The organism is Paraburkholderia sp. C35 (assembly GCF_003121405.1).
Taxonomy (GTDB): domain Bacteria; phylum Pseudomonadota; class Gammaproteobacteria; order Burkholderiales; family Burkholderiaceae; genus Paraburkholderia.
Genome location: NZ_QBUY01000007.1, coordinates 102,220 through 117,590, shown reverse-complemented (window position 1 = coordinate 117,590; position 15,371 = coordinate 102,220). Strand labels below are relative to the sequence as shown.

At 57.1% G+C, this 15,371-nt stretch carries 11 protein-coding genes and 1 pseudogene; 7 read left to right on the top strand and 5 right to left on the bottom strand.

The features are described from left to right. Positions 1-27: 27 nt before the first annotated feature. Complete coding sequence (locus DK391_RS07020) at positions 28-5,520, top strand: ATP-binding sensor histidine kinase (protein ID WP_109477274.1); 5,493 nt, start codon at positions 28-30, stop codon at positions 5,518-5,520. Positions 5,521-5,605: 85 nt separating this feature from the next. Here the strand turns inward: DK391_RS07020 and DK391_RS45225 are convergent. The 5 genes and pseudogenes from DK391_RS45225 to DK391_RS06995 all read right to left on the bottom strand — a co-directional run. Continuing rightward, positions 5,606-5,789 (bottom strand): annotated as a pseudogene (locus DK391_RS45225) (short-chain dehydrogenase/reductase); the annotation flags it as partial. A gap of 1 nt (position 5,790) precedes the next feature. Beyond that, positions 5,791-6,633 (bottom strand): haloacid dehalogenase type II, encoded by an 843-nt coding sequence (locus tag DK391_RS07010; RefSeq protein ID WP_239482733.1) that lies wholly within the window; start codon positions 6,631-6,633, stop codon positions 5,791-5,793. Between the two features lie 23 nt (positions 6,634-6,656). Beyond that, positions 6,657-7,460: an SDR family oxidoreductase gene (locus DK391_RS07005; RefSeq protein WP_109477273.1), complete on the bottom strand. Its 804-nt coding sequence runs from the start codon at positions 7,458-7,460 to the stop codon at positions 6,657-6,659. A 42-nt stretch (positions 7,461-7,502) separates the two neighbouring features. Beyond that, complete coding sequence (locus tag DK391_RS07000) at positions 7,503-8,504, bottom strand: AEC family transporter (protein ID WP_162600719.1); 1,002 nt, start codon at positions 8,502-8,504, stop codon at positions 7,503-7,505. 35 nt (positions 8,505-8,539) lie between these two features. Next, positions 8,540-9,433: an alpha/beta hydrolase gene (locus tag DK391_RS06995; protein ID WP_162600718.1), complete on the bottom strand. Its 894-nt coding sequence runs from the start codon at positions 9,431-9,433 to the stop codon at positions 8,540-8,542. 337 nt (positions 9,434-9,770) lie between these two features. On the opposite strand from DK391_RS06995, the gene DK391_RS06990 reads away from it, so the two are divergent. From DK391_RS06990 to DK391_RS06965, 6 genes are all read left to right on the top strand, one after another. Next, positions 9,771-10,916 (top strand): porin, encoded by a 1,146-nt coding sequence (locus DK391_RS06990; protein ID WP_109477270.1) that lies wholly within the window; start codon positions 9,771-9,773, stop codon positions 10,914-10,916. Positions 10,917-11,044: 128 nt separating this feature from the next. Continuing rightward, positions 11,045-12,253: an MFS transporter gene (locus DK391_RS06985; RefSeq protein ID WP_162600717.1), complete on the top strand. Its 1,209-nt coding sequence runs from the start codon at positions 11,045-11,047 to the stop codon at positions 12,251-12,253. 152 nt (positions 12,254-12,405) lie between these two features. Next, entirely contained in the window at positions 12,406-13,332 is a 927-nt protein-coding gene (locus tag DK391_RS06980; protein ID WP_204117304.1) for an alpha/beta hydrolase, read from the top strand. A 151-nt stretch (positions 13,333-13,483) separates the two neighbouring features. Then, entirely contained in the window at positions 13,484-13,774 is a 291-nt protein-coding gene (locus DK391_RS06975) for a putative quinol monooxygenase (RefSeq protein ID WP_109477268.1), read from the top strand. Between the two features lie 93 nt (positions 13,775-13,867). Then, on the top strand, positions 13,868-14,896 hold the full coding sequence (locus DK391_RS06970; RefSeq protein WP_162600716.1) for a hypothetical protein: 1,029 nt from the start codon (positions 13,868-13,870) through the stop codon (positions 14,894-14,896). 23 nt (positions 14,897-14,919) lie between these two features. After that, positions 14,920-15,369, top strand: a complete 450-nt coding sequence (locus DK391_RS06965) for a DUF2231 domain-containing protein (RefSeq protein WP_109477266.1) — start codon at positions 14,920-14,922, stop codon at positions 15,367-15,369. The last annotated feature ends 2 nt before the right edge of the window (positions 15,370-15,371 follow it).

Genomic DNA, 15,371 nt, shown 5'->3' with positions numbered 1-15,371 from the left:
CCTGTTCCTGACTGACAGGTATTCTCCATGGCAGAGGATTCCGGGTACACGCTGGAGCCGCTTCGCGAAGAGGGTGGGCTCACGCTCTACCGTGGCAGGGAGTCCCGCACTTCGGCGCCCGTCGTCGCGCTCGCTGCCGCCGTCGCTCAGCCAGCGTCACACATTCTGCAGCGGCTCGAACACGAATGGTCGCTCGCGCCCGAACTCGATGGAGCATGGGCGGCCCGCCCGATTGCGCTGACCAGCTATCGGGAGCGGGTGACACTCATTCTTGAAGATCCAGGTGGTGAGCCACTAGATCAGATCATTGCACGGAAAAAAGACGATGCGCCCGGTCTGACGCGCTGCCTGCGCATCGCAATCGGGCTGCTGGCGGCATTGGGCCAGGTTCACCGGCGGGGTCTTATACACCGCGACGTCAAGCCAGCAAATACGCTGATCGACAGTTCCGGGCGCGCATGGCTGATGGGCTTTGGTATCGCATCACGGCTGCCGCGCGAGCGTATGGCGCCTGTGCCGCCTGAAATCGTTGCGGGCACGCTTGCCTACATGTCGCCCGAACAGACGGGGCGGATGAATCGCTCCGTCGATTCCCGCAGCGATCTGTATTCTCTCGGCGTCACGCTGTACGAGCTATTCACTGGCGTTCTGCCATTCGCTGCTTCCGACCCGATGGAGTGGGTGCATTGTCACGTTGCAAGGCAACCGCGCATGCCCGATGGAGAGGGGGCAGTCATGCCTTCCGCTGTCTCGGCCATCATCATGCGACTGCTCGCTAAAACGGCCGAAGACCGCTATCAGACAGCCATAGGTGTCGAGCGGGACTTCAGGCGGTGTCTGGAGCAGTGGGAGGCGCACGGACGCATCGATGCGTTCCCAACCGGTGAAAGCGACATACCCGACCGGCTGCTAATTCCAGAAAAGCTGTACGGGCGTGAATCGGAAATCGAAGCCCTTCTCGGAGCATTCGAGCGGACGACCGCCGGAGGCAGGCCAGAACTCGTCCTTGTATCCGGCTATTCTGGCGTCGGCAAATCTTCCGTGGTCAATGAGCTTCATAAATCGCTCGTGCCGCCGCGCGGCTTTTTCACATCAGGAAAATTCGACCAATATAAGCGCGACATTCCCTATGCGACGCTCGCAGAGGCGTTTCAGAGCCTGATCCGCCAGATCCTTTCGAAAGAGGAAGAAGAACTCAACCAGTGGCGTGTGGCATTCCGCGAGGCGCTCGGTCCGAATGGTCAGCTGATGGTCGATCTCGTTCCAGAACTAAAACTCGTCATTGGCGAGCAGTTGCCTGTTCCAGCGCTTGCGGCCAGAGACGCACAAAGCCGTTTTCAACTGGCTTTTCGGCGATTCATCAGCGTCTTTACGCGGAACCATCCGTTAGCGCTTTTTCTTGACGATCTGCAATGGGTTGACATGGCAACGCTCGATGTAATCGAAGACCTCATCACGCAATCCGATGTGGAGCGGCTTCTTTTAATCGGCGCTTACCGCGATAACGAGGTGCAGCCGGAGCATCCACTCAAGCGGAAACTGGATGCGATCCGCAGATCGGGTGTGACTGCGCACGACATCGTGCTTGCGCCGTTGGCGCATCATGATCTCGAAGCGTTGCTGGCGGACTCGCTACATGGCGAGAGGGTGCGTGTAGGTCCACTAGCGGAACTCGTGGAGGCGAAGACGCGCGGCAATCCGTTCTTTGTCGTCCAGTTCATTTACGCAATGTTCGAGGAAGAACTGCTCGTCTTCGACCACGGTCAAGCTCAATGGGATTGGGATCTGAATCGCATTCACGCCAAGGGTTATACCGACAACGTTGTCGACTTGATGGTGGCGAAGCTGAATCTGTTGCCGACGCAGACGCAGAAGGCACTTCGGCAGCTTGCCTGCCTTGGAATTGGCGCCGACTTCGCGACGCTACGAGCGGTATACAACGAATCAATTGATGACCTGCATGGCCAGCTTTGGCAGGCTGTTCGAATGGGTCTTATTCTGCAGCATGAAGACGCTTATCGCTTTGTTCACGATCGCGTGCAGGAAGCAGCTTACTCGTTGATTCCTCAAAGCATGCGAGCGGAGGCGCATCTGCGGATCGGCATGTTAATGGCGTCGCGCGTTTCGCAAGAAGCGCTGGATGAGCATATCTTCGAGATCGTCAACCAGCTCAATCGCGGTGCCCATCTGGTTGCGTCGATTGAGGAGCGCGAGCGCATTGCACAATTGAATCTCATCGCTGCGCGACGTGCGAGGATGTCGACCACATATGGATCGGCGATCGGATACCTCAAAGCAGGGCGCGAACTATTGACGGACGAAACGTGGAGCCGAAACGACGGGGTTATCTTTGCAATCGAAAGTCTTCTTGCGGAGTGTGATGTACAGAAGGCCGATCTGGCATCAGCTGAAGCGCGGCTCTCGATGCTTGCAGGACGGGCAAGGAGTACACGCGACATAGCGCTAATCACGCGTTTGCGCCTGACGCTCTACAACCTCCTGGATCGCAGTCATAGCGGCGTCGACGTATTCATTGGCTATCTGCGACGTCGCGGTGAGCAATGGTCACCGCATCCATCTGGCGACGAGGTGTCAGCGGAGTTCAACCGGATCTGGGCGTTGGTGAATGCAAGGCGGATCGAAAACCTGGTCGACTTACCCCTGGTGGACAACGCGGATTTGCTCGACATTCTGGATGTGTTCACCGAAGCAGTCACAACGGCGCAGTTCACGGATGAGAACCTGCACGCCCTCATCCTTTGCCGGATGGTTGGAATGAGTCTGGACTACGGCAACAGTGACGCGTCGTCGTTCGCGTACGTCACGTTAGGTCATCTCGCTGGTCCCCGGTTTGGCAACTATGAGGCGGGGTTCCAGCTCGGGAAACTCAGTTATGAGCTGGTCGAAAAATACAACCTGCGCAGGTTTCGAGCGCGCGTTTACATGCGGCTCGGAAATCTGATCATGCCTTGGCGATGCCATATGAAGGCAGGACGGGAGCTGATTCGTCGCGCATTTGACGCCGCGATCGAATCGGGCGATCTGACGTTTGCAGCATATAGCTGCAATAACCTGTATACCAATATGCTTGCAGCGGGAGACGCCTTGTCCGAGGTTCAGCGGGAAGCGGAAACGGGCCTGGCATTCGCGGAAAAGCTGAAGTTTGGTCGTGTCGTCAGCATGATCACGACACAGATCATGTTTATCCGCACACTTCGCGGCCTTACCAGCAGGTTTGGAACCTTTAACACCGGTAGTTTTGATGAACTTCGATTCGAGCGTCATTTGTCTGGAAACGCGACGTTAGCGAGACCCGAGTGCTGGTATTGGATTCGCAAGTCGCAAGCGCGCTTCTTTGCCGGCGACTATGTAGGTGCAATCAATGCATCCGACAATGCGGCGCGACTCTTTGAAAAGTCTCATTCTTACTTTGAGGTGGTGGAATATCACTTTTATGGCGCGCTAGCGAGAGCCTGTGCCATCGACGACGCGACCGAAGATTTGCAACAGGAGCACGCGAAGGCACTCGCCCGACATCATCGTCAGCTCGAGATATGGGAAAGGAATTGCCCCGAGAATTTCGAGAACTGCACGGAACTGGTGAAGGCGGAAATTGCCCGTATCGAGGGGCGTTTTCTCGATGCCGAGCACGCTTATGAAAAAGCCATTCGCTCGGCCGGTGCGAATGGTTTTGTGCATAACGAGGCAACAGCGAACGAGCTTGCAGGGCGCTTCTATGCGGCACGGGGATTTGACAAGATTGCACGTACGTATCTACGCGATGCTCGCCGATGCTATCTGAGTTGGGGCGCGACTGGCAAGGTCGAGCAACTGGAAAAGTTATACCCGTGGATCAATGACGACGTGACGACTCCCGCCTTCAGTGGCAGGATCATGGCGCCTTACTCGCTTCTCGATCTGGCCACGGTCATCAAGGTTTCGCAAACACTGTCGAGCGAAATGGTTCTACCGAGCCTGATCGAAAAACTGGTCCGGCTCGCGGTGGAAAATGCGGGCGCAGCGCGCGGCTTGCTCATCTTGCTTCGTAGCGCCGGGCAGGGCAGTGAGCCGCGGATCGAGGCCGAAGCGACGAGTCAGGCGGGAGGTATTGATGTGGTGGTGCGTCAAGCCATCGTCACGTCGTCAGATCTGCCGCAATCAGCGCTGGACTATGTCATTCGCACTCAGCAGCGTGTTCTGCTCGATGATGCGTCAAGCGACATTTACTACTCAGAAAACGACTATGTGCGGCAGAGGCGCTCGCGATCCGTATTGTGCTTGCCGATTGTGAAGCAGGGGAAACTGATCGGCGCTCTCTACCTGGAAAACAGCCTGGCGGCGGGCGTTTTCACATCGGACCGTGTCGAACTATTGCAACTGCTTGCGTCTCAAGCGGCGATTTCATTGGAGAACGCGACACTTTATTCTGACCTGCAACGTAGTGAAGCCTTTCTGGCGCAAGGACAGAAGATCAGTCACACAGGAAGCTTTGGCTGGAATGTGACAGGTGGCGAGTATTACTGGTCCGAAGAGGGCTATAACATCATCGAGTACGATCGACACGTTCAACCTTCCGTCGAACTCGTATTGCAGCGCGTTCATCCTGAAGATCGGGATGCGGTTCGTCTTGCGCTCGAAGCTTCAAGGACGGAAAAGAAGAACTTCGACAGCGAACATCGCTTTCTGATGCCGGATGGACGAATCAAATATATCCCCGCATCGGGTCAGGCGGTGAGCATTGGCAACCTCGAGTTTGTCGGCGCAGTTCGTGATGTGACGGAACGCAAGCGGGCAGAAGAAAGCTTACGCCAGGCGATGGTGGATCTCGCGCGCATCAATCGCGCGACGACCATGGGAGAAATGGCTGCGTCGTTAGCCCATGATGTCAGTCAACCGATTTCGGGCGCGGTTGCCTACGCGAGCGCCTGTTTGCGTTGGCTTTCGCGAGACAGGCCGCATACGAAAGAGGCGCGTGCGGCAGCCGCCAATATGGTGGAAGACGCACGTAGGGCCGCGGATATTGTCATCAGGATCCGCAAACAGTTCGAAAAGGGGGCTTTGAATCGTGAAGTCTTCGAAGTCGGTGAGATCATTTACGACACCGTTGGCTTGTTACGCGGTGAGATTCAGCGCTACGACATCACGGTGCGAGTCGATCTGGAGTCGGGTCTCCCTCGCGTAGTCGGCGATCGCGTGCAGTTGCAGCAGGTTGCGATGAATCTGATCCTCAACGGCATAGAAGCGATGAAGGATATCGATGGCTCAAGAGAGATCGCTGTCACAGCCGAGCGTACCGGCGAAGACATCCTCGTATCAGTCAGGGACACCGGAACGGGCGTGCCGCCTCAACTGGCGGAACAGATTTTCGACCCATTTTTCACGACGAAGCCGCATGGCACGGGTATGGGCCTTCGGATCAGTCGTTCGATCGTCGAGTCACATGGCGGGCGGTTGTGGATTTCCACCGATGCCGGAGCAGGGGCGACGTTTCAATTCACTTTGCCCGTCCACGAGGATTGATAGCTCGACCTCAAAACAACAACAGCGCCGTTGCTCTTGCAGCGACGCTGTCGCATTCTTCGAAGATATCCAACGAAAGCTCTGTTCAGGCGGGAAAGTCGGTGGAAGCCGACAGCGTTTCCCACGTCTTCGTTTCGGTCACCACGCAGGTGTTCTTCTCCTCGATAGCTTTCAGCGTGTCTGTGCCGAGCGGTAACCGCAACGGCCGCGTCAGCGCATCAACGATGCTTCACGGCCGCTGTTGCCAGTCTTTCCGGGTCGCCCGACTGTCTAGCTTCCGAGCTTGTTGGCCAGATCGACGAGGTCGTCGGCGATGATGTCGATGAAGTTCTCCGGTTTTCGGTCCGCCGCATGGCCAGGTCCCAGTTCGAGTGGTCGTGGCACATACGCCGTGTGAAAGCCGGCCTGTTTCGATGCATGGAGATCCCACTTGTGCGCGGAAACCATCAACAGCTGATCGGGCTGGAAGCCGGTGTAGTCGACGGCCGATTGATAGACCTTGGGGTCAGGTTTGAAAGCGTGGCTCAGTTCTCCCGTCAGAACCTCATCAAAGGGGAGCTTGCTGTCTTTGACCAGCGCGGTCATTTGCGACATCGACGCGTTAGTCAGCGTGGACAGCGTGTATTTGCGGCGAAGCTGGGTAATACCCGCCACAGAGTCTGGCCACGGGACCATCTTTCCCCATTCGCCGAGTAGCTGATCCCGGTCTGTGTCCGATAGACGATCACCGACGCCGCGCTTCGCGAGCAGCGGCAGCAACGCTTCCCGGTAGACCTCGGTGTTCGAGGTCCAGGGACGCCGGCCGGCCGAGATGTCGACGATGATGTCGTGCGCGCCACCGCTCCAGTCGCCGGGCAACGTTGCCGCCCAGTCGTCGGGGAGTCCGTACTTGCGGCCAATTGCCTGCGCTCTTTGCACCACGGGATCATAGAAATCGAACACGGTCCCCTGCATGTCGAAGGTCAGTGCCTTGATCCCCGCCAGACTGGCATTGGAGGCTGCCCAGGTCCGCATTGGCGCCATCGCAAGCAGTGCAGTCCCTGCCAGCGCGCCGAACAATAGCGTGCGTCGGGTTGAGTTCACCTTGTCGGTGTGGATTGGATGTACGCTCATATCGCACCTCGTCTGCCTGGACCTCAGATCGTTCGTGTCAACATCGCCTGCTCTGCGGCGACGGCCCAGTCGGCCGTGTCTTTCGGGTAGATCGTCCGGAACGGGCCCGTGTCGGCGGGGATCAGTTCGACCATCTTGCCGATCATGTCGTCGGGGTCGAGGCGCATCTCCGGTTTGTCGAGCAGTGCGTCTGTTTGTGCCTTGTACGAAGCGCGACTCGTGAAGTTGATGTCGTCATCGAGCCAACGATAAGCCGCCTCCACGCCTCGCTCATTGAAGCCAGTAAAGAACGGACCAGGGTTGATGGTCTGCACCTGAATGCCGAATTCCTTCAGCTCGTCCTGCATCGATTCGGCGATCGACTGAACTGCGTGCTTGGTCGCGGAGTAGGTGCCGATCATGCCGGGGCTGACGAGCCCGACAATCGACGAGATGAACACGACTTTGCCCTTGACCTGAGATCGGACCCATCGACGCACCACACGCTGAGTCAGATCCAGTAGAGCAAACACGTTCACTTCGAAATTCTGTTTGACGAGCGGCATGGGAATTTCCGCAACCGGACCACCTTCAGCAATGCCGGCGTTGTTCACCAGGACATCGAATTCGAGCTTCGCCGCGTGCCCGATGTCATACGGATCGAGCATGTTGAGCTTGGTGACCGTCAGGTTCGGCAGGTCCATCGCGGCAGCCTTGTCGCGAAGCGCCGTGACTTGCGGCCAGGACTCTGCAGTCGCGATGACGGTATGCCCGTTTTTCGCGAGCCCAATGGCTGCGCCTTCGCCGAGACCCGAACCTGCGCCCGTGATAAGAATGGTTTTACTCACTTGAATCGCTCCTTTCTGGAAGACGGGAAAAAAGGTGGCCCGTCAGCCACCGTAGGTGTAGGACCATGCGATCGCTACCGCCAAAGTGAGCGCGGAAAACAGGGTACTGGCGATGATGGTCGAGTTCGCTTCGCCCGAGATACGGTCGTAGCTATTACCGAAAAGAATGCCGAAGAAGCCGGAAGGAAGGGCCGCCATAATGACCGCGAGGCGCGTGATGTCGGCAGATGCGTTGACGGCACGGCAGATCAGGAAGGCGAGCAGTGCCTGCGCGATGTTCGAAACGCCGACCCCGAAGGCTGTATTGAGCGTCAGCCTGAATCTGCTTTGCGACAGCACGACGCCTGTGACCAGCAGCCCCATGCCGCCCGCCGCAACACCGATCTCTCGCAACGATGCAGCCGCGACGTCGGGCAAGTGCCATCCGCTCAGCGATACGAGCATGCCGAACACAGGGGCGAGCACGATCGGCTTGGAAAGCGCGTGGCGGGCGGCTGTGACGATCTGTGTCAGCGCGGCCGCCCTGGGGCTGGCGCCGACAACGTACTTCTCAGCTGTCGCGTTGATGCCGTGCGGCTTTTCCGGAGGTCTGTCCAGTTCGAGCAGCGCCAGCGTCAAAGGTGACGGCAACAACGATCCGACAGCGATGCCGACTGCTACCGTAGAAAGATGCTCTGCGCCGAACAAGGCAGTAATGACGGGAAACGCCGCGGCGGCATAGTTTGGCTGTCCGACGGCCAATGCCTGAAGCGCTGCTTCGCTCGAGTTCTGTCGACGTGCCCAGCGCTGATAAACGTACCAGAGAAGATAGACCCCCATCATGGTGATGCTCAGCGACAGCAGGATCGGCCACTGCGAAATCAGGTCCGACCACTTCGACGTTGCAGTTGCGACGAACAAAGAGGCCGGGAGGCAATAGCTCATCACCACGGTGTTGAGTTCCTTCACGTGTGAGTTATTGATGTGACCGGTTTTACCGGCGCCATAACCCAATGCCATGACGAAGAACGTCGGTGCAAGGGCGAGGGCGAGGACTGAAAACATGGGGTTCACTGAAGCGCAGATCTTGTCGCGACAATTCATCGGCGCGCGGTGTCGGCGCGCCATTCGCCGGACAGATGCGCAAAGATTTCTGCTGCGAACAGTTGGGGTGCCTCTGTCGGCGAAAAATGCCCGACACCCGGCATGAACTTGAGCGAGAAATTGCTCATGAACCGGTCGATCTGATCAGACCATGCAACGGGGAAAAGCGGATCACATTCAGGCCACAGAATCGATACGGGTTTGTCGAAGCGATCGCCGATGTCCGGCACGATTTCGGCTGCGTAGCCCGAGACGGGATTGCTTTCCAGGTGACGGAACCAGGACACGCTCGCGGTGAAAGCGCCTGGCGCTGAGCAGCCTTTCACCATGTTGTCGAGCAGTTCGTCGGTGACCGTCGAACCGGGACCCGACCAGCCGTCGAGGTGAATCTTCAGCAGAGCGCGGATAGCGTCCGGGTTGCCATCGAAGACCTGTTCGACAAGCGTGGTCCGAAAGAACGTCGCGTGCCAGAATTCATTCACGGGCGATACTTCGAGGATGCGTCTTCCAACGCCCGGAATCGGCGGGGCGAGCACGAGCGCCGCAACCAGATCAGGCCGCTTATGTGCGACGCCCTGCACAGTGAAGCCGCCGATGTCATAGCCGACGAGGATAGCGTCGGTGAGTTCGAGTTCATCCATCAACGCGATGACGGCTTTGACCTGGCCGTCTCGCGAGAAGACATCGCTGCCGTTATCGAGTTGTTTGTCGGACAGTCCAAAGCCACGCAGATCGGGGACGATCGTCATCGCGCGGGCGGACACCAGCGCAGCGAGCCTGTCATATTCATGGCTGTCGCCCGGTGACCCGTGGATCATGACGACTGGCCTGCCTGAGCCATTCTTGTGATATGCGAGGCGATAGCCGTCGGTGGGGTTGGTGTAGAACATCGAAACCTCCGGGCGTGGGGATGTGTGCACAGAGCATCTACCCATGCGAAGTCGCGCTCAATGACGCGATGGGTTCGGTATCGCATACCTTGGTGTTACACCTGCCCGGCAGCGCCAACCTCAACTTCCCCGAACGGTTCACATCCGTCCTGCGATCACACCAACGTATGACAGCCAATACGAAGGCGTGATCGACCGCGCGCGGCAATTCGGCTGTCATGCGGATTGAAAAGAAGATGTCTCATTCGCCGCGACCTGGTGACGTACCTCATGGCCACGCTTCGCTGGACCTGACGCGCGATAGATAAAGCCATCACACCGCAACGTGAGGTTCCAAATGAAACGAATAGCTGTTCTCGCACTATCTGCGGTTGCAACGACTGTGGCCTATGGGCAAAGCGCTGTCACGCTTTACGGCCTGATAGACGCCGGTTTCATGTACACCAACAACGTGACGAAGGGCACATCGCACGGCTCCTTATTTCAGGCGACCAGCGGTGAGATTAGCGGAAGCCGCTTCGGGCTTCGCGGATCCGAAGACCTTGGTGGTGGCTTGCACGCCATCTTCGTGCTGGAAAACGGCTTCAACCTGCAGAATGGCAAGTTGTCACAGAACAGCAGGTTATTCGGCCGGCAAGCGTTTGTGGGTATCAAGAGCGACATGTTCGGCACCTTGACGGTAGGACGCCAGTACGACTTCATCACCGACTTTATCGAACCGCTGTCTGGCGTATCGGGTACCTTGGGTGACGTGGGTTTCGCGCATCCGTTTGATAACGACAACTTCGATCACTCGGTTCGCATCAACAACGCCGTGAAATACACCAGCGACGACTTTCGCGGCTTCCGGTTTGGCGGCATGTACGCCTTCTCTAACAACCAGAGCTTCGCCAACAACCGTGCTTACAGCCTGGGTGCTTTCTACAGCAAAGGGCCGGTGAACATCGCAGCCGCTTACCTGCAGATAAACGGAGCCAATTCGACCAGTGCCTCTGCGGGCGCAATAGACGTAGCGGAATCTGGCTCAAACGGAGTCGGCGGATTTCCACTCGGATCGGATGTGCAACGCACGGCGTCTGCAGCCGTCAACTACGCGTATGGGCCAGTCATTGCGGGCTTCACGTATTCGCACAGTCAGTTTCAGAACACGCTCTCGTTTGGCTCCAGGAACGGCATGGTTCGCTTCGACAACTATGAGATAAACGTCAAATACGCGCTCACGCATTCGGTCTCGCTGGGCGGGTCTTACACCTACACGGCCGGACACGTAACTCAAAGTACAACGTTCGACGCCGATCCGAAATGGAATCAGGTCAATGTGCAGGCAGATTATTCGTTCTCGAAGCGTACCGACGTTTACGTAGAAGCGATGTATCAGCATGTATCAGGGCATGGTTTCCTCGCGTATATCAACGGTTCTGGCGGCGCGTCGTCCAGCAGCAATCAGGTGGTGGGGACGGTCGGCATGCGTACGAGATTCTGATCGTTCTTTATCCCGTTGTCCGTTTCATTCCGTTCTGAATGTTCCCGTTCAAAATTTCCTGTGTGTCGTCTGATTGGATCATCCGGTTGCGTTTCCGGCCAGATCGGCACCGTGCACGAGGTTTGATCATGAAATTCGCCGTTCCTCTTCTGGCTGCCGCAGCCTTCGCGATGCTGACCAACGAGTTCAATATCATCGGCGTCCTTCCGCTTATTGCTCACGACCTCAACGTGCCCGTTTCGCAAGTCGGGTTGCTGGTCAGCGCATTCGCTTTCACGGTCGCGATCACGGGCCCCTTTCTCACGCTCGCATTACGGCACGTCGAACGGCGACTGCTGTTCACGAGCGTATTGGGGGTTACTGTGGTTGGCGCGGCTATCGCTGCTCTTGCGCCCAACTATGCTTTTCTTGCCGTTGGGCGAGTGCTCTCTGCATTGGCGCTGCCAGTGTACTGGAGCATGGCTACATCGACTGCGGCGAAAATTGCTGGTCCCGCCAAGGCGGGGAGCGCAATTGCGACGGTGTTTTCAGGCGTCGCCGTGGCGAGCGTAGTGGGCTCGCCAATCACCACGATACTGGCGGACGAGTTCGGATGGCGAATGGCATTCGCTGCAGGAGGCGCAGTCTGTGCATGCATAGCGTTGCTGATCTGGTTTTTCTTTCCCCGGATAACCGTCGATCCTGACGAGACGCGAGTCTCCGCACTCAAGATCCTGACCTGTCCGCTTATTTTGACCAATCTTGCGATGTCCCTGCTCGCATTGACGGCGATGTTCACGTCTTACACCTATCTCGCCGATATGCTGACCAGGCTTGGACACTTCACAGTCACATCGACCGGCTGGATTCTGATGGGGTTCGGCGTCGCAGGTATCGTCGGGAACGCGATTGCAGGGCGGTTTGTCGATTCCAACCCTTTGCGTTCGGCGGTCGTTGCTATCGTCGTCGCGGCTGTTTCCATGGCCGCCTTTCCAGGCCTGCTCACTCACCGCGTCGTAGCGATGGTGACGCTTGCCATCTGGGGCGCAGCGCACGCGGCTGGCTTTGTGACGAATCACGTTCGAACGATTCGCTCAGCCCCCACGGCATTGCAGGACCTGACGGCATCACTCAATGTCTCGATCTTCAACGCCGGTATTGGTTTGGGGGCTGTCGTCGGCGGCAAGGTGATCGATGGGGCAGGGTTGCGCGAGGTTGGCGTTGCGGGAGCATTGAGCGGAGTGCTGGCGCTTGTTGTCGCGGGATTTATTGTGTTGTCGGCTAAACGCTTTGAGGCTGCTTATCCGGCACAAGGTGATCAACGGAATCGCCCGACCCCTAAGGGGTGCGGTCTCTGAGTACGCCACGCTGCCGATGATAAGCATTGGCGTCCGTTGGCTTTGATGTAGAAGCGTTGAGAGTCGCGGTACGTAGTACCTTCGTATGCCGCATCGAGTCCATGGCGTTATTGAGTATGTGATCCGATGGGCGGACTATGAAGACTCAGGTTATGGATTCCGTCGAGGAGCATGGAATGCAAAGAGTCCACCACAGCATGTTCGAGCGCGAAGATGTTCGAATCCACTATGTCACCGCAGGCTTACCTCCGGGCAACAGCGACAGCCATCGCACGATGGTGTTGCTTCACGGATGGCCTCAGACATGGTGGGAATGGCGTCACGTCATGGAGCCTTTGTGTAACGATGGCTGGTTCGTCGTTGCTCCGGACTATCGCGGAGCGGGAGGGTCTTCGAAACCCGCAAGCGGTTATGACAAGCAGACGATGGCGGCAGACATCCGTGCGTTGCTCCTTCATCTCGGCGTAACGAATCCGATCACCCTCGTCAGTCACGATCTGGGAATGCTGGTCGGATACGCGTTCGCAACCCTCTATCCAGAGGATGTCGAGCGCCTTGTACTGATGGAAGCGCCGATCCCCGGCACCAAAGCATTTCAGAGCGTCGCAACGACCCGTTTCAGCGAGGCAAAGCTCTGGCATTTTCATCTTCACGGCGCTGCAGACAACGTCGCTGAATTGCTGATCTCAGGCAGCGAGTTTCCCTATCTTCGCTCGTTCTATGTTCGGCTGAGTTCAAATCCCGATGCCATTTCACTAGCCGACGCACAGAGATATGTTGCCGACTACACCGCGCCGGGTGCAATGCGAGCGGGACTCGAACTCTATCGCGCGTTCGGGAAGGACGAGGATGACAACCGGCGGATGCTGTCGGCGAAGGGGAAACTGAAGATGCCGGTACTCGGTCTGGGTGGGACGGCAAGTTTCTTCCTGCCACTCGCGGAAGAGATGCTGTTGGAAGTTGCCGAAAATGTGACGGTTAGAGCCATCCAGGACTCTGGCCACTGGATCGCAGAAGAACAGCCGGACACATTCTTACGCGAGCTACGCAGATTCATCCAGGAAACTGACGGGAAATAACCGACCTCGGGCTCACGCCTGGGGCCACGCGGCGGCGTCCCGTCGATGTCGGTTTGCCGGGAACGTGTTCACCGATGTAATTCGCCGCCGATTCTTATCGAAAGGCATTCAGCCTTGCTTCATTCACCATGCTTCATGAAAGGAGTCTGACATGATCATCCTCAACGTGTTCTTCAAGGTAAAAGAAGATTCAAAGCGGAATTTTCTAGGTCTGCTCGAAAATATGGTTGTCGAATCGAATAAAGAAGATGGGTGCATCTACTACGAGCTCTGGATCGACGCGAAAAATCCAAATCATTATTCCCTGATCGAACACTGGAGAGATCAGGCGACGCTGACCGCTCACGGAAAAACATCGCATTGGATCCATTTTAACGATACGGTGAATAACTATCTGGAAGAAAAATACGATGAACATCACTACACGGAAATCCCCTTCTGAGTATGCCGTTCTGGCGTGAGCTACCACCGGGGCACGGCCAGTCAACGAACGGTTTTCATGTAACCGCACCTTCCGTGTTTCTGGTGAACTGTCATGCAAAGTCCCGCCTCCGAGCCATTAAGTCCCAAGGCGTTGGTGTGTCTGCACATGGTTCCCGCGTTGATGGCGGTGGGTTATCCGTGGTACCTCGCGATGTTTTATCAATTCCGGCAATCGGAGCGTATCGCGGAGGCACTGCTGTCGTTGGGACTGGTCTTTGCAGTTCCTTGCAGTGCCTTCGTCAGTCTCTATGCGCTTGGACGCACGCCAGCGATGACTTCAGAAGGAGTCGTCCTTCGCAGGGTGGCATATCTCTCTTTCGTTTCGCCTTCGCTATTCGTGATTGTTGGCGTGTTTCTGTACCTGATGAAGATTGACGGGAAGGACGATCAGGTCTGGGTCGGCTTATGGCTGGCGATTCTATGCGCGGCGTCACTGGTCTTGCTGGGCCGTCGGGGTTCCGTTTCGCCCGCGCCATCGTCCACGCATATGAGGACTGTACGTGCAATGCATGGCATAGCGGCGCTTGTCATTCTGCTAGTTTTTCTTGTTGCGCATCTGATCAACCACACGGTTGGTGTGCTGGGGGCGGACGCGCATCGGCAAGTGATGCTGGTACTAAGAACTGTCTACCGATCACCAATGATCGAGCCCGTCCTTCTGACACTGTTGTGCTTTCAGGTCGTCAGCGGACTCGTTCTCGCTGAATCGAAGATCAGATCGGAGCAAGGCATTCTGGACATTCTCCAGACTGCGTCAGGCGCTTATCTGGCCGTATTCATCGCGTCGCATATCAACGCGGTCTTCGTGCTCGCCCGTTACTTTGGTACAGAGACGGATTACACCTGGGCGACCGCGTTACCTAAAGGTCTGCTTGCCGACCCATGGAATGTGCGGCTAATTCCGCACTACATGCTTGGTGTATGGCTGGTACTCGCTCATATCGCCTGTGGATTGCGTGTGGTCCTGGTCGCTCATCATGTGGAGCGTCGCAGGGCGAGTGCGGTTTGTTGGGCGCTCATTGTCGCATCGACGCTGTGGGCGGCTGTAATTGTCGCGGGAATTGTCGGCGTTCGTGTTTAACGGTCACATGCGGAGATTCAAAAATGGCAGAAGACAACCCCAAAGCCCTTGCCAGCGTGCGCGGTCATCCTGTTCACGCATTGCTGGTTCCATTTCCCTACGTATGTTTCGTGGGGACGCTGCTGACTGACCTTGCTTACTGGAAAACAGCCGACGTGCAGTGGGAAATTTTCTCGGACTGGCTGTTGTTAGCCGGCCTTGTGATGGCCGCATTCGCAGTGCTTGCGGGACTGATTGACTTTCTCGGCAATCGGCGGGTTCGGACCGTGAACGTCGCCTGGCTGCACGTTATCGGAAATGTTCTCGCGATCGTTCTGGCAATCGTCAACGCGTTCGTGCACAGCCGGGACGGATATACGGCCATCGTTCCCGCCGGCTTGACGCTTTCGCTCATCGTCGTGTGTCTGCTGTCGTTTACCGGATGGATCGGAAAGACGATGATTTATCGTCATCGAGTGGGAGTATCCAACTGATG

Excerpts from the sequence above, each read along its gene's own strand:
- DK391_RS07020 (WP_109477274.1), top strand. The coding sequence starts at position 28 with ATGGCAGAGGATTCCGGGTACACGCTGGAGCCGCTTCGCGAAGAGGGT.
- DK391_RS07010 (WP_239482733.1), bottom strand. The coding sequence starts at position 6,633 with ATGAGCGTACATCCAATCCACACCGACAAGGTGAACTCAACCCGACGC.
- DK391_RS07000 (WP_162600719.1), bottom strand. The coding sequence starts at position 8,504 with ATGTTTTCAGTCCTCGCCCTCGCCCTTGCACCGACGTTCTTCGTCATG.
- DK391_RS06995 (WP_162600718.1), bottom strand. The coding sequence starts at position 9,433 with ATGTTCTACACCAACCCCACCGACGGCTATCGCCTCGCATATCACAAG.
- DK391_RS06990 (WP_109477270.1), top strand. The coding sequence starts at position 9,771 with ATGAAACGAATAGCTGTTCTCGCACTATCTGCGGTTGCAACGACTGTG.
- DK391_RS06985 (WP_162600717.1), top strand. The coding sequence starts at position 11,045 with ATGAAATTCGCCGTTCCTCTTCTGGCTGCCGCAGCCTTCGCGATGCTG.
- DK391_RS06980 (WP_204117304.1), top strand. The coding sequence starts at position 12,406 with ATGGATTCCGTCGAGGAGCATGGAATGCAAAGAGTCCACCACAGCATG.
- DK391_RS06975 (WP_109477268.1), top strand. The coding sequence starts at position 13,484 with ATGATCATCCTCAACGTGTTCTTCAAGGTAAAAGAAGATTCAAAGCGG.
- DK391_RS06970 (WP_162600716.1), top strand. The coding sequence starts at position 13,868 with ATGCAAAGTCCCGCCTCCGAGCCATTAAGTCCCAAGGCGTTGGTGTGT.
- DK391_RS06965 (WP_109477266.1), top strand. The coding sequence starts at position 14,920 with ATGGCAGAAGACAACCCCAAAGCCCTTGCCAGCGTGCGCGGTCATCCT.